This is a genomic window from Niallia sp. Marseille-Q9988 (genome assembly GCF_976954375.1).
In genome coordinates, this window is sequence record NZ_CDRJSZ010000004.1 from 1 (window position 1) to 25,648 (window position 25,648).

At 35.4% G+C, this 25,648-nt stretch carries 22 protein-coding genes and 1 riboswitch; of the genes, 16 read left to right on the forward strand and 6 right to left on the reverse strand.

The window, feature by feature from the left end:
- The first annotated feature begins 122 nt into the window (after positions 1-122).
- A complete protein-coding gene (locus ACWNMZ_RS07090) occupies positions 123-1,577 on the forward strand; it encodes an IS1182 family transposase (protein ID WP_449598610.1) in 1,455 nt (484 codons plus the stop codon).
- A 370-nt stretch (positions 1,578-1,947) separates the two neighbouring features.
- Here ACWNMZ_RS07090 and ACWNMZ_RS07095 read toward each other — a convergent pair whose 3' ends face one another.
- Positions 1,948-2,979: an NADH:flavin oxidoreductase/NADH oxidase gene (locus tag ACWNMZ_RS07095; RefSeq protein WP_251630122.1), complete on the reverse strand. Its 1,032-nt coding sequence runs from the start codon at positions 2,977-2,979 to the stop codon at positions 1,948-1,950.
- 589 nt (positions 2,980-3,568) lie between these two features.
- On the opposite strand from ACWNMZ_RS07095, the gene ACWNMZ_RS07100 reads away from it, so the two are divergent.
- The 12 genes from ACWNMZ_RS07100 (at position 3,569) to ACWNMZ_RS07155 (ending at position 17,871) form a co-directional block, all read left to right on the forward strand.
- The gene (locus ACWNMZ_RS07100; RefSeq protein ID WP_031538505.1) at positions 3,569-5,215 is read left to right on the forward strand and encodes an ABC transporter substrate-binding protein; all 1,647 of its coding nucleotides are present in this window, start codon (positions 3,569-3,571) and stop codon (positions 5,213-5,215) included.
- A 96-nt stretch (positions 5,216-5,311) separates the two neighbouring features.
- Complete coding sequence (locus ACWNMZ_RS07105) at positions 5,312-6,250, forward strand: ABC transporter permease (RefSeq protein WP_031538507.1); 939 nt, start codon at positions 5,312-5,314, stop codon at positions 6,248-6,250.
- Positions 6,251-6,269: 19 nt separating this feature from the next.
- Positions 6,270-7,154: an ABC transporter permease subunit gene (locus ACWNMZ_RS07110; protein WP_109769104.1), complete on the forward strand. Its 885-nt coding sequence runs from the start codon at positions 6,270-6,272 to the stop codon at positions 7,152-7,154.
- A gap of 28 nt (positions 7,155-7,182) precedes the next feature.
- Positions 7,183-8,166: an ABC transporter ATP-binding protein gene (locus tag ACWNMZ_RS07115; RefSeq protein WP_031538511.1), complete on the forward strand. Its 984-nt coding sequence runs from the start codon at positions 7,183-7,185 to the stop codon at positions 8,164-8,166.
- Positions 8,166-9,161, forward strand: a complete 996-nt coding sequence (locus tag ACWNMZ_RS07120; protein WP_031538513.1) for an ABC transporter ATP-binding protein — start codon at positions 8,166-8,168, stop codon at positions 9,159-9,161. Before ACWNMZ_RS07115 ends, ACWNMZ_RS07120 begins: the two co-directional genes overlap by 1 nt.
- Before the next feature lie 31 nt (positions 9,162-9,192).
- Positions 9,193-10,044 carry a D-amino-acid transaminase gene (gene dat / locus ACWNMZ_RS07125; RefSeq protein ID WP_031538515.1) on the forward strand — a complete coding sequence of 284 codons (852 nt, stop codon included), beginning with the start codon at positions 9,193-9,195 and terminating at the stop codon, positions 10,042-10,044.
- Between the two features lie 112 nt (positions 10,045-10,156).
- Positions 10,157-11,377 carry an aminotransferase class I/II-fold pyridoxal phosphate-dependent enzyme gene (locus tag ACWNMZ_RS07130; RefSeq protein WP_109769106.1) on the forward strand — a complete coding sequence of 407 codons (1,221 nt, stop codon included), beginning with the start codon at positions 10,157-10,159 and terminating at the stop codon, positions 11,375-11,377.
- A gap of 2 nt (positions 11,378-11,379) precedes the next feature.
- Entirely contained in the window at positions 11,380-12,372 is a 993-nt protein-coding gene (locus ACWNMZ_RS07135; protein ID WP_031538519.1) for a D-2-hydroxyacid dehydrogenase, read from the forward strand.
- A gap of 258 nt (positions 12,373-12,630) precedes the next feature.
- Entirely contained in the window at positions 12,631-13,977 is a 1,347-nt protein-coding gene (locus ACWNMZ_RS07140) for an ISLre2 family transposase (protein ID WP_048717475.1), read from the forward strand.
- A gap of 530 nt (positions 13,978-14,507) precedes the next feature.
- Positions 14,508-14,591, forward strand: a riboswitch (cyclic di-GMP riboswitch).
- Positions 14,592-15,129: 538 nt separating this feature from the next.
- Positions 15,130-15,861 carry a LytR/AlgR family response regulator transcription factor gene (locus ACWNMZ_RS07145; protein ID WP_349205404.1) on the forward strand — a complete coding sequence of 244 codons (732 nt, stop codon included), beginning with the start codon at positions 15,130-15,132 and terminating at the stop codon, positions 15,859-15,861.
- Positions 15,862-16,127: 266 nt separating this feature from the next.
- On the forward strand, positions 16,128-16,844 hold the full coding sequence (locus ACWNMZ_RS07150) for an EAL domain-containing protein (RefSeq protein ID WP_031539876.1): 717 nt from the start codon (positions 16,128-16,130) through the stop codon (positions 16,842-16,844).
- 313 nt (positions 16,845-17,157) lie between these two features.
- A complete protein-coding gene (locus ACWNMZ_RS07155; RefSeq protein ID WP_349205405.1) occupies positions 17,158-17,871 on the forward strand; it encodes a LytR/AlgR family response regulator transcription factor in 714 nt (237 codons plus the stop codon).
- Between the two features lie 142 nt (positions 17,872-18,013).
- Here ACWNMZ_RS07155 and ACWNMZ_RS07160 read toward each other — a convergent pair whose 3' ends face one another.
- Positions 18,014-18,160, reverse strand: a complete 147-nt coding sequence (locus tag ACWNMZ_RS07160; RefSeq protein WP_331280235.1) for a helix-turn-helix domain-containing protein — start codon at positions 18,158-18,160, stop codon at positions 18,014-18,016.
- Between the two features lie 2 nt (positions 18,161-18,162).
- Between ACWNMZ_RS07160 and ACWNMZ_RS07165 the strand changes: the two genes are divergently transcribed.
- Positions 18,163-18,498, forward strand: a complete 336-nt coding sequence (locus ACWNMZ_RS07165; protein ID WP_269320398.1) for an MFS transporter — start codon at positions 18,163-18,165, stop codon at positions 18,496-18,498.
- 242 nt (positions 18,499-18,740) lie between these two features.
- Here ACWNMZ_RS07165 and ACWNMZ_RS07170 read toward each other — a convergent pair whose 3' ends face one another.
- Together ACWNMZ_RS07170 and ACWNMZ_RS07175 are read right to left on the reverse strand one after the other, a co-directional pair.
- Entirely contained in the window at positions 18,741-19,757 is a 1,017-nt protein-coding gene (locus ACWNMZ_RS07170; protein ID WP_031539881.1) for a FecCD family ABC transporter permease, read from the reverse strand.
- Positions 19,757-20,794: an iron chelate uptake ABC transporter family permease subunit gene (locus tag ACWNMZ_RS07175; RefSeq protein ID WP_109768516.1), complete on the reverse strand. Its 1,038-nt coding sequence runs from the start codon at positions 20,792-20,794 to the stop codon at positions 19,757-19,759. Before ACWNMZ_RS07175 ends, ACWNMZ_RS07170 begins: the two co-directional genes overlap by 1 nt.
- A gap of 179 nt (positions 20,795-20,973) precedes the next feature.
- Here ACWNMZ_RS07175 and ACWNMZ_RS07180 point away from each other — a divergent pair, with 179 nt between their 5' ends.
- Positions 20,974-21,933: an ABC transporter substrate-binding protein gene (locus ACWNMZ_RS07180; RefSeq protein WP_109768517.1), complete on the forward strand. Its 960-nt coding sequence runs from the start codon at positions 20,974-20,976 to the stop codon at positions 21,931-21,933.
- A 131-nt stretch (positions 21,934-22,064) separates the two neighbouring features.
- On the opposite strand, the gene ACWNMZ_RS07185 is transcribed toward ACWNMZ_RS07180, so the two are convergent.
- Positions 22,065-22,976 carry a helix-turn-helix domain-containing protein gene (locus ACWNMZ_RS07185; protein WP_109768518.1) on the reverse strand — a complete coding sequence of 304 codons (912 nt, stop codon included), beginning with the start codon at positions 22,974-22,976 and terminating at the stop codon, positions 22,065-22,067.
- Between the two features lie 139 nt (positions 22,977-23,115).
- Here ACWNMZ_RS07185 and ACWNMZ_RS07190 point away from each other — a divergent pair, with 139 nt between their 5' ends.
- Complete coding sequence (locus tag ACWNMZ_RS07190) at positions 23,116-24,378, forward strand: glycoside hydrolase family 27 protein (protein ID WP_449598512.1); 1,263 nt, start codon at positions 23,116-23,118, stop codon at positions 24,376-24,378.
- A gap of 254 nt (positions 24,379-24,632) precedes the next feature.
- Here the strand turns inward: ACWNMZ_RS07190 and ACWNMZ_RS07195 are convergent, their stop codons facing one another.
- Complete coding sequence (locus ACWNMZ_RS07195) at positions 24,633-25,499, reverse strand: metal-dependent hydrolase (RefSeq protein ID WP_109768520.1); 867 nt, start codon at positions 25,497-25,499, stop codon at positions 24,633-24,635.
- Positions 25,500-25,648: the final 149 nt, after the last annotated feature.

Here is a 25,648-nt window from a genome sequence, read left to right on the forward strand (position 1 = left end):
GAGGCCACTGAAAAAGTCCTCCAAATGTTCATAATCTAAAAGGTATAGTCCTTCATTATTTGAAGGAACTATCCTTTTTTTATTGTATAATTATAGTATCAATTTCAGTGTGGGTGGATACTATGATTCAAAAACAACAGTCTATGATTCTTTTTAGCCCTTTTATGGCTCTATATGATTTAGTCGTTCCAAAAGATAATCTGTTACGAAAAATTAATGACTTAATTGACTTTTCATTTGTTTATGATGAAATCAAGAAAAATTATTGTTTTGATAACGGTCGAAATGCCATCGATCCTATTCGTATGTTCAAGTATTTATTATTAAAGACGATTTATGACTTGTCTGATGTTGACGTTGTTGAACGTTCAAAATATGATATGTCTTTTAAATATTTTCTTGATATGGCACCCGAAGATTCGGTGATTGAACCAAGTTCTTTAACCAAATTTAGAAAGTTGCGTTTAAAAGACGTAAAACTTTTAGATATGCTTGTTAATAAAACCGTAGAAATCGCTATTGAAAAGGGAATTATCAAAAGTAAAGCTATTATCGTAGATGCCACTCATTCGAAAGCTCGTTATAATCAGAAATCACCTAAAGAAATCCTAATGGATCGTTCGAAAAAGCTTAGAAAAGCTGTTTATAAAATAGATGAAAGCATGAAAGATAAGTTTCCCACTAAAACTTCAACGGATATTTTGGAGGATGAAATGGAGTATTGTCAAAAACTGATTGAGGTGATTGAGAAGGAAGATACGCTTGTTCCATATCCAAAAGTAAAGGAACAACTAAACCTTCTAAAAGAAACGGTAAATGACGATATCGAATATCTACAAATTTCAGAAGATAAAGATGCTAAAGTTGGTCACAAGAGTGAGGATACCTCATTTTTTGGATACAAAACGCACATAGCCATGAGTGAAGAAAGGATTATTACAGCCGCAACAGTCACAACTGGAGAAAAGAATGACGGAAAACAATTAGAAACACTGATTGAAAAAAGTATGACAGCCGGCATGGAAGTTGAGGCAGTGATCGGGGATGCAGCTTATTCGGAAAAAGGAAATATCGAGTTCACAAAAAAGAATGGAATGAAATTGGTAGCCAAATTAAACCCTTCTGTAACACAAGGATACCGTAAAAAAGAAGATGAATTTGAATTTAATAAAGATGCTGGAATGTATGTTTGTAAGGCTGGACATATGGCAATAAGAAAAGCAAAACAGGGCAAAAAAGGAGAAGGTAGAAATCAAGTTCATACGTACTATTTTGATATAGAAAAATGTAAACACTGTCCGTTTAAGGAAGGATGTTATAAGGAAGGGGCTAAAAGTAAAACATATTCTGTAAGCATCAAATCAAACGAGCATACAGAGCAGGCAAAATTTCAAGAAAGTGACTATTTTAAAGAAAAGTCGAAAGAACGATATAAAATAGAAGCTAAAAATAGCGAATTAAAACACAGACACGGGTACAATGTTGCAAAATCCTCGGGTCTATTAGGTATGGAATTGCAAGGTGCCATGGCAATATTTACGGTGAATTTAAAAAGAATCTTGAAATTAATGAGTTAAAAAAGATAGGAATTCATGAGAAAATGGATAAAAAAAGACGACTCTACATTCAAAAAATTTAATGAGGGTCGTCTTTTTTTATGCGGCCAGCTGATTATTTAGAAATGACCTCAGTTTGTCAGTGGCCTCAAAAGTAACTGGCCTCTTTTTCTAAGAAAATTACTTGCTATTTACTTGCCTTGCAGCTTCTCCCAAGCAGATACTGCAATTGGTGTGCAAATGTCACCAACCACACTTAAAAGACCAAGCACAAGCTCTATCACTAGCAACCATCTCCTTTATGTTTATAATACCATAAAATGGCATACCTGAGATGTTGTTATCTATAGAAAAGAAGCAGAAGAACCGTTCCTCTGCTTCTGCCTTGCTCTTATCTCTTAGGGAATGCAACAGCATATTGCTTAGGCATTTCTGTTTCTTTGCGTAGCTGTGCAGCAGCTTCAATTGTCCAATATGGATTACGAAGCATGCCTCTTCCCACTGCAACAAGATCAGCATCTTCATTGCCAATGACAGAGTTTGCTAATTCTGCTGAGTCCAATCTTCCAACAGCGATAACTGGTACACTTAACTCTTGTTTAAAGGCACGAGCTAAAGGAACCTGATAGGCAACGTGTGTGCCAGGTCGTCCCGCTGCAGCAATTGGACCTTCTCCACCTGCACTAACATGGAAAATATCTACGCCAGCTTCTTCATATTTTTTAGAAAATGCAACACTTTCTTCCATATCATATCCGCCTTCAACGTACTCTTTTCCAGAAACTCGCATGATTAACGGCATATCAGCTGGCATTTCTTCTTTAACTGCTTTAATGATTTCCACACCAAACTTCGTTAAATCTTGGCCATATTCATCTTCACGCTTGTTAGTGTATGCAGACTGGAACTGATGAATTAAGTACCCATGAGCCCCATGCAACTCGATTGTATCAAAACCAGCTTTAATCGCACGAACAGTCGCTTTGCGGAATTTTTCTACCATTTCTTCAATTTCTGCAGTAGTTAATTCTCTTGGTGTTTTCGATTTATCATCAAATGGAATAGCTGATGCAGAGACTGGCTGTGGTGCATCTTCTGCCTTTCTGCCAGCATGAGCAATTTGGATACCCACTTTTGCACCGTATTGATGACAAGCATCAACAATTCGTTTTAGTGGAGCAATATGCTCGTCAGACCATAAACCTAAATCGTTATCTGTAATGCGACCGTCCGGTTCTACATCTGTCATTTCAATAATGATTAACCCAGCACCACCGATTGCACGACTTACATAGTGAACATAGTGCCAATCTGTTGCGATTCCGTCCTTTTTCTCCACTGAATATTGACACATTGGAGGCATTACAACACGGTTTTTTAATTCTAGTCCTTTATATGAAAAAGGAGTAAATAAATCCTTCATAACCAAGCCTTCTTTCATTGAAAATTATATTGTTTGTCTAAAAAGGTACCACCAGCTAGAGCTTATTTCAACTATTATGCTTCCCGATAATATGATTTTTCAGAACTATTATGTATAAAAAAATGTAACAAATTCGAATGAGTTTCAAAAGAAAGAAGAATCGAAAAAGCTAATAGTAAAAAATTAATCATTAAAAATATTTATTATCGAAAAATATAGTGCCTAGGTTTTTTCAAAATGAAAATTTTAGGAATCAGTGGAAGCAATAAGAATTTAGCTGATTCTGATGACGGATATGTCGAAAAATATGTCAGATTTTCATTATAGAAGAATAAAGTTATTGATTGAATATTTTGAAAATAAAGAAAATTATATGATTGTTCAACTTTACCGTAACAAAGTATCGCTATATAATAATTTTAATATTCAGACAAATTGATAGGGAATATGACAAAACTAACGATAAAATAACTACATACTAAGAATAATGTGATATTTTCTGACAAAACAACTAGATTATTCCATTAATGTACTAGATAGAAAAAGAAAGATGTAGTAAAAAACAAACTAATACATAAGGAGAATGAGAATGAAAAGGAATCACTTTAGGTATTTTATTTTTAGTATTTTGATGGTCTTATTTTTAAGTGCATGTACTGACGAAAGTAATCCTACAAGTTCTACTGAGGACGATACGACAAGTAGTAATGAGCCAACCCCTGGTGGTACGTTAGTGAGGGCTGCTATTTACGGGGATCCACAAAATTTGGATCCAATGGCCAGGTCTCATGGTACTTCGACATCCATGGTAACTTGGAATATCTTTGAACCACTTATTCGTTATGACGCGGTAGCTGGAGAATTCAAAGCAGGAAATGCGTCGGAATGGGAAATTAGTTCAGATGGTTTAACTTATTCTTTTACCCTTAATTCAGATGTTACCTTTCATAATGGAAGAGTGGTAACTGCCGAAGATTTTAAGTATTCGATGGAGAGAGTAATGAATCCTAAAAATGCTTCTCCCAATGCAGGAAACTTGCAAGCAATTAAAGGATCAAAGGAGTTTATGAGTGGGAATGCAAGCGAAGTAACAGGTATTAAAGTAATAGATGATACGCATATAGAAATTAGTTTAGATAAGCCAGACAATACTTTCCTTTCCGTCTTATCTTTACCATTTACAGCTGCTGTTCCTAAAGAGGTAGTGGAAGAAAAAGGAGATAAATTTGGCGAAGAACCAGTTGGAGCAGGTCCTTTTAAATTTTCTAGTTGGGTTCGAGGTAGTGAAATTGTTTTGGAAAAAAATGTAGACTACTTCGCAGGTGCACCTTATCTAGACAAAGTTGTCTATAAAGTTATGGAAGACCAAACAGCGAGAGATAATTCATTCGCTTCAAGACAATTGGATATGATGGTACTGGGAGATGCTCAGTATGCAAGATATAAAAATGATCCCACTTATGGTGATTTGATAGTAGAAGTACCAGAATTATTTACAAGGAATTTGAAGTTTAATCTTGAAAAAGATGGTCCATGGCAAGATGTTCGTGTTAGACAAGCGATAAACTACGCAATTGATCGAGATACAATTATCCAAACTGTAATCCAAGGGAAGGCTTACCCAGCGGTTGGAGTACTCCCTTCGTCCATTCAAGGCTATAACGAAAAAGTAACTACTTATCAATATGATCCAGAAAAAGCAAAGGCTTTATTAGAAGAAGCAGGATATGGTGATGGATTTACACTAAACATTCTTACGACCTCTCACCCTGCATTCGGCTTGCCAGCAGTAGAGGCATTGAGTGGATATTTAGAAGAGGTCGGAATTACGGTTAAGACAGAGCAAGTCGATTTTGCTGCAATGACAGACCGATTAAACAATGGAGATTTTGAGACGGCGATGTCTTCAAATGGAGGGATGACGCATCCTGTAGAGTTTTTATCTCGTTATTTCCATAGTAAAAACGCTGGTGCATCCGGTAATACAAGTCATTATACCAATGATAAGGTAGATGAATTGCTAGATAAGGCGTCACAAACAACAGATGAATCGGAAATGATTGCATTAGCTCAGGAAGCAGAAGAAATTATTGTAAATGATGCACCTTGGTGGTTCTTTAACTATAACAAGGCAGTAATTGTTCATCAGCCTTGGGTGAAGGGTCTGCAGGAAATGCCGACAGATATTGACTATCAAGACTTAACAAAGGTTTGGATTGATGAAAGTCTAAAATAGTATTCTAGCTAATTAATGATTTTTAAATAAAAAAGCTTTTGAGTAATAGCAACAAACTTTAAGAAAACAGCCAAAATAAATAATGAGAGGTGGACAATGCTAAATTACACGATAAGACGGCTTTTGGAAGCTATTCCAATATGGATTGCAATTACCTTAATTGTATTTATTTTGATGAATATTATTCCAGGTGACCCAGTAGCTCAATTAATGGATGCGAGAAGTGGTGCGTTGGATGAGAATGTGATAAAGCAAATAAGAGAACAGTGGGGGCTTAATGATCCCCTGCCTCTCCAATATTTACATTTTCTTCAAGGGGTAGTTCAAGGTGATTTTGGCACTTCCTATCAATCTAGAAGTTCTGTAACGGAGCTGCTTATGGAAAGAATCCCAGTAACCTTGCAAATCACCGTTCTTGGATTAATCATTGCTATCGTAATCGGAATTACTGTTGGAACCATTGGAGCTTTAAAAAGAGGTACTTGGATTGATTCTTTAGTAAGTTCCTTTTCCGTATCTGGCGTTTCCTTGCCATCCTTTTTTCTAGGATTAATTCTCATGTATCTGTTTGCAGTAAAAATTAGGCTGCTTCCGGCAACAGGCTATGTGGCGGGGGATATAAGGTATTTACTATTACCATCCCTAACCCTAGCTCTTGCTGTAAGTGGTGTAATTTCAAGAATTACTAGATCAGCAATGATTGATATTTTACGCATGGATTATATGACAACAGCTATTTCAAAGGGAATTTCCTCAGGTAGAATTATTATTTTACATGCATTAAAAAATGCAATGCCACCTATTTTAACGATAATTGGGGTTCAAATGGGATTGTTATTATCTGGAGCAGTTATTACAGAAACAATTTTCGGATTGCCAGGTGTAGGCCGATTGATGATCGATGCGATATTGCAGCGAGATTTACCAATTGTGCAAGGCTGTGTTGTTTTTGTTGCTACTGTTTTTTTATTAGTGAACTTACTCACTGATATAGGATGTAGATTAATCGATCCGAGAATCAAAGTAGAGTCTTAAAAAGGATGGAGGAATATAAATGGAGACCGTAAATTCTCCCACAATAAGTGCTGATAGAGGCATACTTATTAAGAAGAAAAAGAAAAGAAGGATGAAATTTTCTTTTTCTTATATTGGAATTGGATTAATGCTTGTTATTGTATTAGGCACATTATTGGTACCCTTTATTTCTTCGTATAATCCAAATACCAATGATTTAACACAGACATTACAAAAGCCTTCTGCGACTCATTGGTTTGGAACAGACCATTTAGGAAGAGATCTTTTTACAAGGGTTTTATATGGAGGGCAGAAATCTCTAATTATTGCAATCGTGGTTCAGCTTTTATCTATATCTATTGGTACTTTATTAGGCTTGCTGTCTGGCTATTTTTCAGGAAAAACAGATAAGGTAATCATGGCAATTACCAATATTATGTTTAGCTTTCCTGGACTGTTATTTGCCATTGCGATTATGGCGGCATTAGGACCAGGGATATTTAACTTAATCCTTGCGTTAGGGATTGTAAGCTGGCCAGAAATATGCCGATTGGTTCGGTCACAAACTCTATCCTTAAAGGAACAGGAGTTTGTGGAAGGTGGTCACGCTCTTGGCGCAAGTATCTTTCGCATTTTATTTCGTTATATTTTACCTAATTGTTATGGACATATTGCTGTTATTGCTACATTAGGTATGGCATCTACCATTCTCGCAGAATCATCGTTAAGTTTTCTTGGTTTAGGTGTACAGCCACCTGATCCTAGCTGGGGATCAATGGTCAATCAAGGAAAGGATTATATGTTTAATGCTCCTTGGTATTTATTTATTCCTGGTGCAGTGATGTTTATTGTCATATTAGGAATAAATTTAGTAGGAGATACATTTAGAGACTATTTTGATCCAAGAATGAAAAATTCACGATAAAAGATAAAGGAGGGTACTGCAATTGGGGATGATACTAGATGTTCAAGATTTGAAAGTAGGATATAACAAGAACGGTGATATAGTTCATGTTTTAAAACAAGTAGACTTTTCTTTAGAAAAAGGAGAGACGCTTGGCATAGTTGGGGAGTCAGGCTGTGGAAAAAGTATGACTTCCTTAGCAATAATGGGACTTCTAAAAAACAAAGGTCTTCTAGCTACGGATGGGAAAATAGTTTGGGAAGGAAAAGATTTGCTAACATCTACAAACACTGAATGGAAAAGTATTCGCGGAAAAGAAATATCAATGATTTTTCAAGAACCGATGACAGCACTTAATCCTTTATTAACAATTGGAACGCAAATAATGGAACAATTAGCTGCACATGATCGATTAAGTAAAAAGGAAAGAATAGAAAAGGCGATTGAAATGTTGAATTTAGTAGGAATCCCTTCCCCTGAGCTACGGATGAAGTCATATCCACATGAGCTTTCTGGAGGAATGCGGCAAAGAGTAATGATTGCGATGGCTATTTCTTGTCAGCCGCGTCTATTAATTGCAGATGAACCAACAACGGCTTTAGATGTAACGATACAAGCACAAATCTTAGATTTACTTGCTGATTTAACAAAAAAACTAGATATGGCGATGATTTTAATTACACATGATTTGGGAGTTGTCGCTAATAACTGTCAAAAAGTTATTGTAATGTATGCTGGTCGAGTGATGGAGGAAGCAAGTAAAGACCAGTTGTTTGAAAAGGCATATCATCCCTATACACAAGGATTATTACAGTCTGTTACTTCCATTGAAGAGAAAATAGACGAATTATATTCCATTCCTGGTCGAGTTCCCATGGCGGATGAGGAGATACAAGGATGTATTTTTCAAGACCGTTGTCCATTTGCTGGCCAAAAATGTCAGATGCAGCAACCGCCACTAACTGAGATAGAAGGTAATCGCAAAGTCAGTTGTTGGAGATACAAGGAAATTGCAGAAGGGGTTGCATCATAATGGAGCATGTTGCCGAGAAAGAAGTGTTATTGGAAATAAAATCGCTTAAAAAGTATTTCCCAGTAAAAAGAGATATTCTTCAAAAATTAACAAGAAAAAATCAAAAGGTCGTTAAGGCAGTGGATGATGTCAATTTTAAAGTTTATAAAGGAGAGACATTAGCATTAGTTGGAGAATCAGGATGTGGGAAGAGTACAACCGGTCGATCTTTATTGCGGCTAATTGAACCAACGGCAGGAAATGTTTATTTTGAAGGAAAGGATATTGTTACCTATTCAAAGCAAGAATTAAAAAATATTAAAAAGGATATGCAAATAGTCTTTCAAGACCCCTTTGCATCCTTACATCCAAGAATGACGGTAGAAGAAATCATTGCGGAGCCTTTATCTATTCATAAAGTTGGTAGTCGAGAAGAAAGACGCAAGAAAGTGGAATATTTAATAGAAAAAGTTGGTTTGTCCCCTCAAATGAAAAAAAGATATCCCCATGAATTTTCAGGAGGACAAAGACAAAGAATTGGGATTGCAAAGGCATTAGCGCTAAATCCTAAGTTTATTATTTGTGATGAGCCTGTATCTGCATTAGATGTTTCTGTTCAAGCACAAGTTATTAATCTCTTTAAAGAGTTACAAAAGCAATTTTCCCTTACGTATCTATTTATCTCTCATGATCTTAGTGTAGTAAAACATGTCTCCGATCGAGTAGGGGTGATGTATTTAGGAAAAATAGTGGAGATTGCTAATACGGAGGATCTATTTTCACGGCCAGCTCATCCCTATACGCAAGCTTTGTTATCTGCAAGACCAGTTATTGATGAGAAAAATAGAATGGAACGGATTGTATTAGAAGGGGAATTGCCGACCCCCCTTAATCCGCCAAGCGGTTGTCGTTTTCATACAAGGTGCCCATTTAAAATGGAAAAATGTATGCAAGTAGAACCGACAGTAAAGGATTTAGGAACTAATCATCAAGTAGCTTGCCATTTACATTCATGAAATACTATTAAAATAATACGAGGTGAACAGATTGTATATTCTAGTTAATGAAGGAATCATTCCAAGAAGTTCTTTTTCCGTTGATATTGAAGATCGAGGCTATCAATTCGGTGATGGAATCTATGAAATGGTAAAGGTATTTGAAGGAGTCCTATTTGAGTGGGAAGCTCATTTGCAAAGGCTTTTTCGGAGTGCTCGGGAGCTAAGGATTACTATTTCGATGAATAAAGAAGAGTTAACGGAGCAGGTTCAGCGATTAATAGCTATTGAGGATTTAAGAGATGGTTATGTCTATATTCAAGTTACAAGAGGGGTAGCCTCACGTATTCATCATTTTCCTGAAGGTGTTTCTTCTGTATTAGTAGCTTATACAAAAGAAGGGAAAGAAGAAAGAAAAGAAGAGCTAGCAGGAATTCGAGTAATCACTACAGAGGATATTCGTTGGCAACGTGTGGATATTAAAAGCCTTAATTTACTAGGAAATGTACTTGCAAAACAAAAAGCGGTGGAAGCAGGCGCTCAAGAAGCTGTTTTTGTTAGAGATGGAATGGTGACTGAATGTAGCAGCAGTAATATTTTCGGCATAAAGGATGGTGTTTGTTTTACACATCCAGCCAATCATTTGATTTTAAACGGAATAACAAGACAAGTTGTGATTCGTTTATTAGAAAAGGTTTCATTAGAGTTAGAAGAATCACCGATGAAATTAGAAGCGTTATATGGAATGGATGAAGTATTTATAACCAATACAGGTCAAGAGGTTGGTCCAGTTATTGAAATAGATGGTAGAAAGGTTGGGAATGGAGATATAGGAGTATATAGCCGCAACCTTTCGATCGAGTTTCAGCGATTAATTGACTCTGTTGTACCAAGCAAACGGTAAATTTGATGTAATTTTAATATGCTTATGCTTGGTGTTTTTTCATAGAGTTATTTAAAGATAAGGAGCCAGCCTGACTAAATGCATGAAAACAGAAAAATATAGGAGGAAATATATGGAGTTAGTAAAAGATTATCCATTATCAAAGAGGTTTCCAGAATTGCCTTTATTATCTGCAGCTAATACGAAAAAGCATTCCGATTTGATTCCATTTGCCTTTGGTCATCCTGCGCAAGAATCATTTGATGTTCCACTATTGTCTCAATCAGCTGTGTCAGCATTACAATTAGATGGTCCAAGGGCTTTGCAATATTCGGGAGGATCCGGTCCTGACTTTGTTTTAAACTGGATCCAACAAAGATCAAAACATGTATCTATTTCAGTAGAAACACAAAATATTCTTGTTACGGCTGGTTCTATGCAAGCTATCGACTTAGCCACGAGAACCTTAACAGATCCTGGTGATCATGTTTGGGTAGAGGCACCGACTTTTTTTGGGGCAATAAGACAATTCTCTCTAGCTGAATTAAAGATTTCCTCTATACCAGTGGATCATAATGGATTATTGACAGACGAGCTCGAAAATAAATTGAAGGAAGCAGTTAAGAATAATGTGCCTATACCCAAGTTTATTTATGTGATGCCAAACTATCATAATCCTACTGGAGTTTGTTTATCGATAGATAGAAGAAAGAAGCTTGCTGAACTTGCCTATGAATATAATTTTTATGTGCTTGAGGATGATGCTTATGTAGAGCTTAGTTTTTCAGGAAAGAAACTACCCTCCATTTATACCTTTGGACCGAAAAGGGTTATCTATTTAAGTACTTTTTCCAAAACAATTGCACCAGGAATTAGAATGGGCTGGGCTTTAGCTGATGATGAACAAATAATCTTGCGAATGAAAATGTTAAAATCCGATGGATCCACAAGTGTCTTTGTCCAAGAAATTATCTCCCATTTCTTGTCAGATGTTAAATTTGACTACCATATGAAAAGAATAAATGAATTATATTGTACTAGAAAAGATGCAATGATTAGTGCTGTGAAGGAATGCTTTGGCAAAGAAGTGACATATACAGAGCCAGAGGGAGGATTCTTCCTTTGGTTAAGCTTTCCCGAAAAAGTAAATACAAGTGAATTTGCAGGTGATGCACTTGCAAGAGGGGTTAGTTTTATTGAAAGTAAATACTTTTATATAGATGGTGCAGAAACAAATCACATCAGATTAAGCTTTACCTTTACAAATGAAGAGGAGATTAAAAAAGGGGTTCAGCGAATTGCAGAGTCGTATTACCGATACAAAAAAAGCATCGAAGTATTAAACGAGGTGTAAAAATGGAAAAAGTAATAGTAGAGAAAAAGCAGCCCAAAGTTTATTTTAGACGAAATGTTCCAGAAGAGTTCTTGTCGAAATACAAAGAAATTTCCCAGGTAATAATTGAACCTTGGGATTTTAAAGGAGAACAACCAATTCCAACAAAGGATTTAGAGGATTGTGATGTGTTATTTACGGTGGGACTGAAGGACGATTTAGAAATTTTAAAGTATGCACCTAATATTAAATGGATTCATTCCGTTAGTGTAGGAATAGATGCGATGTTAAACGAACAAATTAAAAATAGTGATATCGTAATCACGAATTCAAAAGGAGTTACTTCTATTCCAATTGCAGAGCATACTATCGCTTTGATTACATCCTTTGCAAGGGGACTTCCTAAACAGTACAAAAATCAGGCAAGGCAATTATGGACCGATATATCTGTCATTGATTTAGATACATCAACTGTTGGAATCATTGGATATGGAGAAATAGGATACCAGATCGCTAAAAGGTGTAAAAGTTTAGGGATGAAAGTAATTGGCTGTCGTCGGAATTCTAATGGGAAAAGAAGAGAAGATTGTCCAGCAGATTCTGTTGTCGATCTTTCCGAAGTAAATAAAGTAATCGAATGCTCTGATTTTATCGTGCTTGCATTGCCGGCTACAGAAGAAACCATTCATTTTATGGATAAGTCACGATTGAAAAAGATGAAGAAAAATGGCTATTTGATAAATATAGGAAGAGGAAATACTATTGTGGAAAAAGATTTATTAGATGTTCTTAAGGAGGGAGAAATAGGAGGAGTAGCCTTAGACGTCTTTGATAAAGAGCCACTACCTAAGGAACACCCATTTTGGATGCTCGATAATGTCATTATTACTCCTCATATAGCATACAAGTCTGCTAGACATGCAGAAAGAGTATTTATGATGTTTTTGCAGAATTTACAACTCTATTCAGAAGGAAAACCATTATTAAATGTAGTCAATAAACAGCTGGGATATTAGGAATCAGATGATTGAAAGCTATTATCATAGAGGGGAAATAGCTTTCTTAACATTAATGTTTTTTCACTTAGAAAATGAGATAGATTGTATGAGTAAAATGTTTGTGGGTAGAAAATAATTTACCCTCTGGTTTGGTTGGTGGTCGTTAGACCGCCAACCAAACGCAAGCGCGGTAGTATGAGCAAAAATAAAGAAAAAGGGACTTTCTTTTTGTATAGTAGTGTTTGCGGACAAAACATACAAAAGGAGAAAGTCCCTATGAAACAAAATACCATAAAACTACCTACATTAAAAGAAATAGAAAGTGATTTATTTAAAACATTACAGGAAACTTTTTCGGAAGTTCTCGAGGAGCTGTTAACTGGGTATGACAGAGAAATAGCTGAACAACGAGATAAAGGAAGATATCAACTCAAAGATAAGAGAGCGATTCAGATGGACACCTTATTTGGATCTGTTTCAATTAAGCGAAATTACTATTGGGATCGTATCGGCAACAAATATGTCTATTTATTAGATCAATATTTACAGTTTGAGGGCGGTAAAGGATTTAGTCCAGTTGTGGAAGAAATGGCGATGGAATTGGCGGTTACTGGGCCATCATACAGACATGCATCTTCTACGTTAGAAAAATTACTTGGATACTCTGTAGCTAGTCATGAAGCGATTCGTCAACATTTATTACAAACAGAAGTTGTACCGAGCTTGCCAATCGAACCAAAAAGAAAGGTATTATTTATCGAAGTAGATGGCTTATTTATTAAACGGCAAGGTGGTAAGAAGCGCGGACGAGAAGAAAAGATCGCAGCTATCCATGAAGGTTGGTCTATGAATGGAAAGAGAGCCAGTCTTGTGGGAAAACGGCATTTTATTCATAAAGCAGAAGCACCTTTCTGGGAAGAGTTAGAACAATTTTTAATGGATACGTATCATTACGATCCAACTACTCATCTTTTAGCTATCAATGGGGACGGAGCTAGTTGGATAACTGCGTGCAGAGAGTATTTTCAAAAGAAAGCTTTTTTCACGATAGACAGATTCCACGTAGCTCGAGAAATCCAACGTATTTTTAAAGAACATCCTAGATATAAAGCGATACGAAAAAAGCTAGCTAAGTATGATGGAGAGGGATTATTAGTAGAGTTAAATAGTGCAGTGGCGACCCTGGATACAGAGAAAAAAGAAGAACGATTAGAAGCATTAATTAACCAGCTTTCTCCATATCCCGAGGCACTTGGAGACTATAGAATTTGGTTACAGGAACAAGGAATAGATACGAGTGATATGCGTCCGATGGGCAGCGCAGAAGGAACCATGAGTGTGTTTGCCAAGCGTCTGAAAAACGGAAGGGCATGGAGTGAAAAAGGAATAGATGCATTTATTCGATTCATGGTTGGCTTAAAAGATGGATTAGATATTAAAACACTGATCGGAACAATGACGAAACGATTGGAAGAGAAGGAATCAAATCATATAAAACCAAAATACTACCGTGAAAAACTAACCAAAACAGCAGGACAGGCAACAAGACAAAACATTGCCTATTTGAGTCAAACAACAGGAAAGCCACTATATCATGCGTTAAAAGCATTACAAGGATTTTAAAAAGGATTGTCGACGTTTAACTGTAAACTGTATTCTAAAAGGTTATGGATTTTAACAACATAGAAAACGCAGAGTGGATTGGAGCGAAAGGCACTTGACTCCTGCGGGACATAGAGGAAAGGTCGAGACCCCACAGCCGGAACGGCGAGGAGGCTCGACTTCCTCCCCGCGGAAAGCAAGTGCCTGTAGCGGAAAGGAACGGTCTATTGATCCCAAAAAATTTTACGAAAACAGCCTGACTATAAATAGAGTAAGTATAGAAAGCGTTAACAATAGAGATAGCAAACACACTGAAAAAGAGAGAAATTCCGACGATAAAAAATTTCTCCCACAAATACTTGACTCAAACAGATAGATTGATTGATTTGTTATATTTTGAAGAATGATGGATAATATTTCTAATAGAATGTTGACATGTGATTACTTCGAAAATTTTCCTTCATTTACAAAAAATATCAAAATTTGTTGAATCTAAATTCTTTTCTTCATCCATATTTTTATAATAAAATAGTACAAAGAATATAAAATAGTCAGTATAAAGGCAAACTTTCCTGAAAAGGAGGGACGCAAAGTCACAGATCTAAGGCAACAGCTATGATGGCTGGATTACCAGATTATTGGAATGGAGATGAGGAAATGAAATTTGGTGCTATTATTTGTTTTTTTAAAAGACACCATAAATTTAGCTATTACTCCAATAAATGTGTACGATGCGGAAAAAAAAGAAAAGTTTAAATGTTGAATCAGCTATTGGATAATATTTTTTGACAGAGCAAGACTCTATATGGGTCTGGCTCTTTTTATATTAAATAGAACTTGCAAAAACAAATGGTATTAGTTTTTGTGTAAGGAGGTTTAACCAATGAGTACTATTCATCACAAGTTTTTATATCAATTAACTTTTTTGTCAAAGATTTTCCCGGTAAACTGCTTTTCATGAAGAAAAGTATGGAGAAAGGCATTTAAGGCATTTAACTGGTTCAAAGTAAAGGAAGATGATAAAATAGTTCAGTCACTTAACTAAATGCAAGGAATACGTTATATTAATATTAGCTAAATTATTCACAAAAGTAAAAGATAAAAAAAGGATGCTCGTCTCATTTGATGTAGCATTTTGCTAGTACAATGCTGCACTTTATGAAGGGAGAAATTATGTCAATAAGGACGATTATAGCTGATGAAGACAACCGAATGAAAGCATGTATTCGTTATTATCTAAAGGCTTATAAACAAATAGAAGTCATTGATGAATGTAACAATGGAATGGAGTTAGTGGATAAGCTTTTGCAGTGGCAGCCAGATTTAGTTATTACAGAAATAGATTTACCATTATTAAATGGACTTGAAGTGATGAAACGATGTAGTGTACAAAATTTGGATATTCCTTTTATTTTTCTTGCAGATTCTGAAGAATTTGCATTTTCTGCATTTGAATTAGGAGCAACGGACTATCTTGTAAAACCAATAAAGAAATCCCGATTATATAAAGCAACTGAAAAAGCCAAGCGAAAAATAGCTTGGAAAAATAAGAATAAGGAACTGGTTTCTTTTAATAATTTACCAGTTAAATTTAGTAAAGGGATGCATTATATAAAAAAGGAGGACATTCTTTTTATTGAGAAGATAGAAAGGAAATCTTATATATACACAACGGATAAAGTATTTGAAACACAGGAAAACATCGGTGATTTGCTATATCAATTAAATGACACCTTTCTGCTATCACATCGTTCTTATATTATTAATCTAGAAAAAGTAGCCGAGGTTCGTTCTTCCAAAGAATCTTTTATCGCATCTTTTAATGGGGTAGAAAGAGGTGCGAAGATATCAAAGCTAAAAATTAATGAAGTAAAAAGAAGAATGGGCATACAATTAAAAATGTAATTCCTTTTGCCTATTAAATAGGAATCGAATCTAGTTATAGTATGACAAATCGTGGACGTTTATGTCGAAAAATAGGATATTTTGCAGAAGGTTTAAAATGTTGATTATCCTGTTTAAAAAGTACTTAATGGATTCCAAAATGGCTCTATTTATGTCTGAAATGCTACATATTAAATAGACAATTAATGACAAAGTAGGTAAATTTACAGATAGGATAGAAAAATGGAAATAATCATGATTTTTGCCCTATTTTGGAGGAAACCTACGTGGATGAAATAACCGTATTAAAGGATAAAAACTATTATCATGTGTATCAACCGATCTGGAATATTAAAGAGTGGGAAATAATTGGATATGAATCATTATTTCGAATTGCAAATGATCAAGAAATGTCGATTGAAACATTTTTTGAAGAGGCGAGAGAAGAAAATCATCTATTTGAATTAGATACCTTTCTAATCCATAATACAATTGAAAACTTCCAATCTCTTTCACTAAGAAGAAAAAGGCCCCTATTTGTAAATATTTTTCCATCTACCATTTTAAATAAAGAATTTAAAATGTTTGTTTCAACATTAATAAGGAATTTTCCAACGATGAAAGGAAAGATAGTCTTTGAAATAAATGAAACCATTTTAGAAAGAGCATTATGGGATATGCCATTATTTAAGGAAGGACTCTCGATTCTAAAGGCTAATCAGTTTCAAATAGCTATTGATGACTTTGGAAAAGGAGTGGCAAATTTCCAAAGTATTATGGAGATAACTCCTGACATTATTAAAATAGATCGCTATTTTTCAAATAATTTAGCATTTTCACCGGAAAAGCAAAAATTCATTAATCATTTATTAGATATTGCAGATGGAAAGACGAAAATTATCTTGGAAGGAATTGAAGAAGAAACAGATCTAGCAATGACAAAGGTGTTAAGGGTTCCTTTTGCACAAGGTTTTTTGTTGGGGAAACCAGAAATTCTTGTTTAATATACTGGTTTAGAAATAAACAGAAGAATGATCCGACTATCAACTAGCCAATTTAGTGGATGGAACAAAAGAAAATATTATATTATATATGGGAGAAACTAGCGATTTATTCTATCGTCATTGGAAAAGTTACAAAATTAGTTATAATTCATTTAGTGGATTTACAAGAGAGGAGGATTGGAAACGCATCCTGTTTCTTGTGAATTGGAATAAGGATTTATGATGTAAAGATGGTTTGCTCCATTAGTAATTCCTTACCTATACATTAAGTACAAGATGAATGGGAAGTGTTCTTTTATAGAAAGGAGAGAGAATGGAAACGCTAACGATAGCGGTAGCTGATAAGGATTCCGATATAATTGTTTCTATAAGGGAATCTATTGCTATACATTCTAATTTTGAAATAATAGGTGAAACAAAAACTGGTGAAGATTTAGTAGAATTGATTTTTTTAAAACAACCGAATGTAGTTATTGTCGACTATGACTTGCCATCCATCCATTCCACTCTTTTTAACAGCGAATATAAAGAGTTTCTTCCCGCTTTTCAACTAATCCTAATAGGAAGGGATAAGAGCCTTGCAATAGAAGCATTTAATTACTCAGCAGTTGGTTATTTACCAAAACCAATTGACTTTCCGAGATTATTTTCCTGCTTGTATAAAGTAAAAGACTTTCTTTCTATGAATATACAGAATGCAACGGATAATAGAATCCTGATTAAATTAAATAATGGTTTTGTTTACATACAGTTGGAAGATATATTATTCATAGAAATAATAGCAAGGAAAACGATCATACATACAGTCAAGAATATGTATGAAACAACTGATACCCTTCAATCCTTTGTAGACCGATTGCCATGGTATTTTTACCGTACCCATCGCTCCTTCCTGATAAACCTAAAAAAAGTCGAACGCATCGAATTATTTGGTGAATCCTACCTAGGCTATTTTAAAGGAACCAATAAGTCAGCAGGCATTTCAAAATTAAAAATCCGCAAAGTTCATGCGCTTTTGATTAGGTAAGGGTTAGGAAATCCACAGAGAGACGGTTCTACTGAGGAACGTTGTTCAACTAACAATCCCTTCTAATATATATTTTCTTCTACGACGTTGAAATAATTGATCTAAATTATGTAAAAAGTCAAAAGTCTTGGATAAATAGTTCCTATAAAAACCGTCCTTCTATTTCCTCTCCTTTGCGGAATTTGGAAGGTGTGTATTTTTTTTGGCGTTTAAACATTTTGATGAAATAGCTTGGGGTGTCAAAGCCAACTTCCATTGAGATATCGATAATTTTTCTATGGAACCGGATTCATCTTAGGATTAATTTCCGTGATGCTAGCAGATACTGTAGACTTTGGTGAGTGGAAAAATAATGTACGCGCAGCAGGACTGTTAACATCTGCATCGAGCTTTGGTGCTAAATTTGGCATGGGGATAGGCGGTGCTATAACTGCAGCAATCCTTTCTGCAAGTGGTTATGTTGCTAATCAACAACAAACAGCGACCTCTCTACATGCCATAGAATTTAACTTTATATGGCTACCAGCAATCTGTAGTACTCTAGCCATTATCGCACTACTATTTTATAAATTTGACAAACAAGAACAACAAATTATCAGTGAACTACAGAAAAAGAGAGGGGCTTGAGGTGTAAAAAAGGACGAATCTAACTCTAGAAACTCCAGAGGATTCCAGAAGCATGTAGTATCGATCAAAAAATGCCTCACTCCATGGTAGGATAAAATTGGTTTCCCGACCACAATATCTCACCAAGGAAGGAGGCATATCCTATGAAGGACAAAAATAGTATAACATATTCAACGTGTAATGATAAAGACCTCTAGTATTTGCACCAAACTATAATTTTTTCCAAAAAGAGTTAATAACTATTACTCCTTAATAAGAAGATAGATAAAATAAGGTGCTCCTAAGCAGGAGAGCACAAGGCCGACAGGGATTTCTGAGCCAACCATTAGGCTTTTTGCGATTATATCTGATGTTAATAAGAGAAGGGCTCCTATTAAAGCTGCAACTGGCAGGAGACGTTGGTTTTTTGGGCCAACCAGCATTCTTGCTAGATGTGGGGCAAGGAGTCCTAAAAAGGATATCCCACCACCAACAGAAACACAAGCGCCTGAAAGTCCTACAGCAATTAGTAAAAGTAATCCTCGTTCTCTTTCAATGGATACACCAAGCCCTTTGGCGAGATTATCTCCTAGCTGCAATAAATTGATGGATTGAAATTTACTTATAGCAATTGGAACAAGAATTAGTATCCAAGGTAAAAGAGCAAGAACATAGCTCCAACTAGCACTCCATATACTCCCCGATAGCCAAATAGTCGCTTGCGTAAAATCGCGAGGATCCATCATCAATTGAAAAATAATAATCAAGGCACCAAATGCAGCGTTAATTCCTATTCCAACCAATACTAAACGAACTGGTGTAACCCCATCCTTCCAAGCGATAACATAAATTAATGCAGCAGCAATTAATGCTCCAACAAGGGCGGAAAATGGCATAATATAAACAGATAAAGGTCCTACTTGAAAAACACTTCCTTGAATAAAGAAGATATAAAGAATAACGGCAAAACCCGCTCCAGAGTTAATACCAATAATCCCTGGATCCGCTAAACTATTTCTCGATACTCCTTGCAAAATTGCCCCAGCAATAGCCATTCCGATTCCAATTAAAATCGCGATTACTGATCGGGGTAGCCTAAAATTATATAAAATATTAAAAGTTTGGGTGGAGCCTTTGCCTGTAAAGGCCTCGATAATCTCAATCGGACTAATTTTAATTGTCCCCATATTTAGACTAAGAAAGAATACGCAAATAATCGCCACAATAAGAATCGTACTAACGATAAATAATTTAGTCTTACTTGATTTGGAAGGAAACATTATAGACCTCTCCCTTCTCGACGTGCTAAATAAAGAAAGAAAGGAACTCCAATTATTGCGGTGATTGCCCCTAAAGGTGTTTCAAAAGGAGGGTGAACCAAACGGGCGACTACATCGGACAATACTAATAGAAGAGCACCTACGACCGCAGAACAAGGAATGATTAATCGATAATCTGATCCTACAATAAAACGAACGATATGGGGGACAACAAGTCCAACAAACCCGATGGTTCCGCCGACTGCAACGGCAGCTCCGGTTAAAAGCAAGACTACAATGGTGCCTAATAGCTTTACAAAACCGACCTTTTGCCCTAAACCAGAAGCAACGTCCTCTCCTAAGCTTAAGATTGTAATCGATTTGCTAATGAAAAACGCCAAGATCAATCCTATAATTGCTACAGGGATAAGCAATTGGACATTAATCCATTGTACTCCTGCCACTCCTCCTGCATACCAAAAACTAATATCTTTTGCGACATCAAAACGAAGGGCAATTCCTGTTGAAATAGACCCAAGAAGTGCACTAATGGCTGTACCTGCCAGAGCTAATTTCATAGGCGTTAATCCTCTTTTTGAAAGAGCACCAATTAAAAAAACTAAGGCTGCGCCTAAACCTGCACCGACAAAAGCAAATAGCATAATAACTGTATTAGAAACGACAGGGATAAAGGCAAATGCGATAGATACCGTGAACATAGCACCAGAAGTAACCCCCATAATAGAAGGGGAAGCAAGTGCATTTCTCGTCATCCCTTGCATGATTGCACCAGAAACAGCAAGACTTGCGCCGATAAAAGTGGCTGCAAGTGCTCTCGGTAAACGCAAACGATAAATGATTTGATGGGCGGTTGAAGTGCTATCAAAATGAAAAATTCCTTGTAAAACGGTTGATAGATTAATGTCTGCTACGCCTAAAATAATGGACAAACAAATAGAAATTAAAAGGAAAAGGATGCCGATTCCGAGAACTAATGTTGCAGATTTTGGTCTATATATTGTCTTTTTATCACTTTCTAAAGAATGGCTTTTAGTCATGAAGAACCCACTTTCCGGTAAATAGAGATAATAAAATATGTAAATTGACGAATAATAAATTACGATGGTAAACTTATCAACTAATTTTACTATAAAATTAGTTGGAAATCGATGTTAATATTGAAAGTGATAATCGTTTTCAATTATAATCAAGTTATAACCAATTAGGAGGATACATAATGAAAAATCGCAACATGAAATCAATATTATTTATTTGTTTACTACTGGTTATCACTGTTCTAGCAGCATGTGGAAATAATAATAGTCAAGAAGAAAATGACAATACAGAGAACGGATCTTCGGAACGTACACTAACTGACGCGATTGGAAATGAAGTGACGGTTCCAGCAGAGCCTAAAAGTATTATCGGCTCCTATTTGGAAGATGATTTAGTAGCATTAGGTGTGACACCTGTAGCTCAATGGTCTATTCAAGAAGGTAATGGAGTTCAAGATTACCTACAAGAATACTTAAAGGAAGTTCCAACAATTGACTCAACTCTACCATATGAAGCAGTATCTAGCTTTACGCCTGATTTAGTATTAATGTCTTCCGCATCAGCAGTGGAAGGGGCGAAATATGATCAATATGCGAAGATTGCTCCAACGTATGTAGTTGCCAAAGAAAATAATAATGATTGGCGCACAAGATTACAAACAATTGGTGAAGTTGTAGGGAAAAAAGAAGAAGCAGAGAAGGTATTATCAGACTATAACCAAAAAGCTGAAGAGGCAAAAACAAAAATTCAAGAATCCATAAAGGATGAATCAGCTGCAGCAATCTGGCTTGTTTCTAATCAATTATTTATTGTTGGAGAAAATGTATCTAGTGGCGCTGTACTATATGGAGATTTGGGATTGAAGGTACCAGAAGTAGTAAAAGAAATTTCAGCTACAGCTACAGGTAACTGGTCCACCATTTCATTAGAAAAATTAGCACAACTTGATGCAGATCACTTATTCTTAATTAACAGTGACGGAGAAGGAGCAGAATTACTTAAAGATTCCTTATGGTCTAATATCCCGGCTGTGAAAAATGGAAATATCTACGAATATGGACCAGATACAAGCTGGCTATACTCTGGACCAATTGCTAATACGCAAATTATTGACGATGTTGTCGAAAGCTTAGTGAAATAAGAAGAGAGATGAGACAGTTCCGATAATAATCTTTTCTCTTAATAAAAACAGTAGAAAAGCGACCAGGCTATTTCTACTGTTTTTATTTTGTGATGATTTAAACTCAAATATATTTTTAGATGATTTATTTCCTACTTCATTTTAGACAATAACCAGTTGTTATTACCATCTAATCTTAATTGACCGTTAATGGTTGAACTTTCAATAGTCTGTCCATGAAGCTTTCTGTAATCTCGAGGAGACATAGAAAAATGTTTCTCAAAAGTATTGCTGAAATACTGTCTGCTATTAAAACCAGCTTGAAAGGCGATTTCCGTTATCCTTTTATTTGAGTTGATTAGTAAAAAGCAGGCTCGTTCAAGTCTTTTTTTAGATATAAATTCATTAATAGAATAGCCTGTATAATCTTTGAAAAGCTTGTGGAGATAAGACTTATTAATCCCCACTTCTTCGGCTATTTTAGGAACATTGAGGTCGTCTTCTAAATTAGCATGAATGAATGTAATTGCCTTATTAATGTAGCGCATTCCTTTTGCATTATTATCTATGGTAAGTGCGTGAAATAGCTCCAGTATCATTCTTTGAAAGAGAATATTTGTTAAAAAAGTAAATTCAGATGTTTTAGCATGAGTATTGGTCATGAGATTAATTAAATCTTTAATAGCATAGCCTAAACTTCGAGAATCGTTCGATACTATACATATTGGCTTTGTTAATGAAATTTCTTTATATGATTCAGAGGCATTCTTTAGTGGCTCTAAATCAAAGTCACTAACCTCAGATCCAATTGAGAACTCAATATTTAGTACAGTACAGGGTTGGGTAACTAATAATTTATGAGGAATGAAGGAATCAAGGAAAATAAACTCCTTTTCCTTTAATAAAAATGTTTGATCATTTACTGTTATTTCACAACTACCAGTTGTTACATACATAATTTCGCAGGAAGAATGCTGATGTGTGTCCATATTAAAACTTGATAAATTAAGAGCATAAAATGCAGTCAGTCTTGCGTAACGACAATCTTTTCTATAGATACTCATATGATCACCTTTCTAAATAAAAAATGCGACAATATCTTTCTTTTAGCGTTTATTTAAAAAATAGGTTAAGCCTTTTTTCTTCTATTATAATATCATTGTTAATGAAATCGTTATCAAAATATTTTGGGGTGAAAAACATATGACATTTTTAGATTTTGCTAAGACTCCGCCTATGGGCTGGAATAGTTGGGATTGTTATGGTGCTTCTGTTAGAGAAGAAGAAGTGAGAGAACATGCTTTATTTATGAGCAAGCATTTGAAACCGTTTGGGTGGGAGTATATCGTAGTTGATATCCAATGGGCAGAGCCAGAAGCTAAATCGACTAAGTATAATCAATTTTTCCCGTTAAATATGGACGAATATTCAAGGTTAATTCCTGCAGAGAATCGATTTCCTTCCTCTAAGCAGGGTCAGGACTTTAAGGCTTTAGGGGAATATATTCATCAATTAGGATTGAAATTTGGGATTCATATCATGCGTGGAATTCCTCGGCAAGCTGTTCATCAAAATACTGCTATTAAGGGAACAGATAAACGGGATAGAGATATTGCCATGAACAATATTTGTCCTTGGAACTCGGATATGTATGGGGTTAACGTTGATTTGCCAGAAGGACAGCTTTATTATGACTCTTTAATGGAGCTTTATGCCTCTTGGGGAGTGGATTTCATTAAAGTGGATGATATTGCTTATTCAAGATTATATGATGATGCCCATAAAAAAGAGATCGCGGCTATTCGTAAAGCAATAGACAAAACAAAACGACCGATTGTTCTTTCTTTATCACCTGGTCCAGCACAAGTAAAAAATGGAACATTTTTGCAAGATCATGCTAATATGTGGAGATTAACGGATGACTTTTGGGATCACTGGGATGCTTTATATTGTATGTTTGATCGAGCAGCAGAGTGGGTTTCCTATGTTCGAAAAGGAAATTGGCCAGATTGTGATATGTTGCCATTAGGTCATATTGGGATTCGTGCTGTTGATGGAGGCGGGGGAGATAACTGGACAAGGTTTACAAAGGACGAACAGTATTTGTTAATGAGTTTATGGACCATTTTTCAATCTCCATTAATGTATGGAGGAACATTGCCAGATATTGATGGTTTTACTTTAAGCTTATTTACAAATGAAGAAGTATTAAATATGTATCATACCTTAAATTATCGTCGACAAATTTATCGTGATGATAATTGGGTTGTTTGGGAAGGGCGTAGTGACAAAGAGGAATACGTCGCTTTCTTTAATATAGGTGAGGCTAATCTGGATATCCCCAGAGATTTATCTGATAGATTTATAGGGGAGAGTAAAGTAGTGCGAGATTTGTGGGGAAAAAAAGATATTCGATTGGAAGAACAAATAGTAAACGCTCATGGAGCACTATTAATTAGAAAATAAGAAACAGATAAAAAGCCTCAAAGTTATAGACAAAGGGAATCAGAATGAAAGAGCTGTCCCTTTTTTTTGCATTCTGATAATTTGATAGATGTTGATTCAGCAGTTCTTGTATACGTCAATAATATTTTAATTATTTTGATATATTTTTAATAGAAGCATAATAATGGTAAAATCAGATCAATCAGTGAGGAACTCGGAACTTCTATTACTGATTGGTCTTTGGGCAGAAAACAATGTCAGAGAGAAAAAAGAAACTACTTTTCCAAATACTCCCCTAAAAAAGATTCACCGTTACGGTAAAATCGTGGGTCATATATACCAATTCTATTATTATCCTCTACTACTACAACAAATGGTGACCATTGATATAGAGTAGCTGCAGCAGGATTTTCTGCAAATAACAAATCAAGATCAACATTATTGCTAGAGGTAATTCGCTCCACAAATTCAGCATTTGATAGAAGAGAATCATTAATTATATCTACTGTATCACCATTTTTGCCAACAATAGTAAAGTGCCATGGGATAAAGCTGGCGGAAAGTGCTAGATCTTGATAATCTTCTTGATAATATTTGTATAAAATAGAGCCTTGTATAGATTGAAGGGCGATATGGAGCACAATTAATATCCAACCGATGCGGAATAATAGATGTGTCTTTACTTTTGGATAAATCTTAGTCGCGACAAAAGCAAGTAAAAAGATAAACCAGATAACTAAATCAACGATTGGAATTGTTCCAAAGGTTAGTCGAACAGTAGAAAAGGGTTCAAGGTAGCCTGTTCCCCATGCATTAAACACATCACTAGTATTATGGATGAATACGGCAAGAAGTGCGATAAAGAACGATTGGATTCCTTTGATTTTAAAAATATAACGATTGATGATGTAAAACAATAATGCCCATATTGGAGCTAGAAAAACAGAGTGCGTAATTCCTCTATGCCACATTTGGTATTGACCAGTGGTATCCCATAGTTGTGAAATAACGTCAATATCAGGAATTTGACTTGCTCCTATGGAGGTAAGGAGAAGAGCATATTTTTCTTTTTTACTCATTTGTTCCTTATTAACACTTTGGTAAATTCCGACACCGAATAAAGTATGTGTGATAGTATCCATATTTCCCCCGTTTTAAAATGAAAGTAGCTTTTTTATAGTAAAATAGTATCTTTGCTTTTTTTCCTGTTAATAATCTCTTTTGCTAATGAAAATTCGAGGAAGATTGGTGGGAAATTAATTGTCCATAGAGGTCTGATTGGATTACCTAC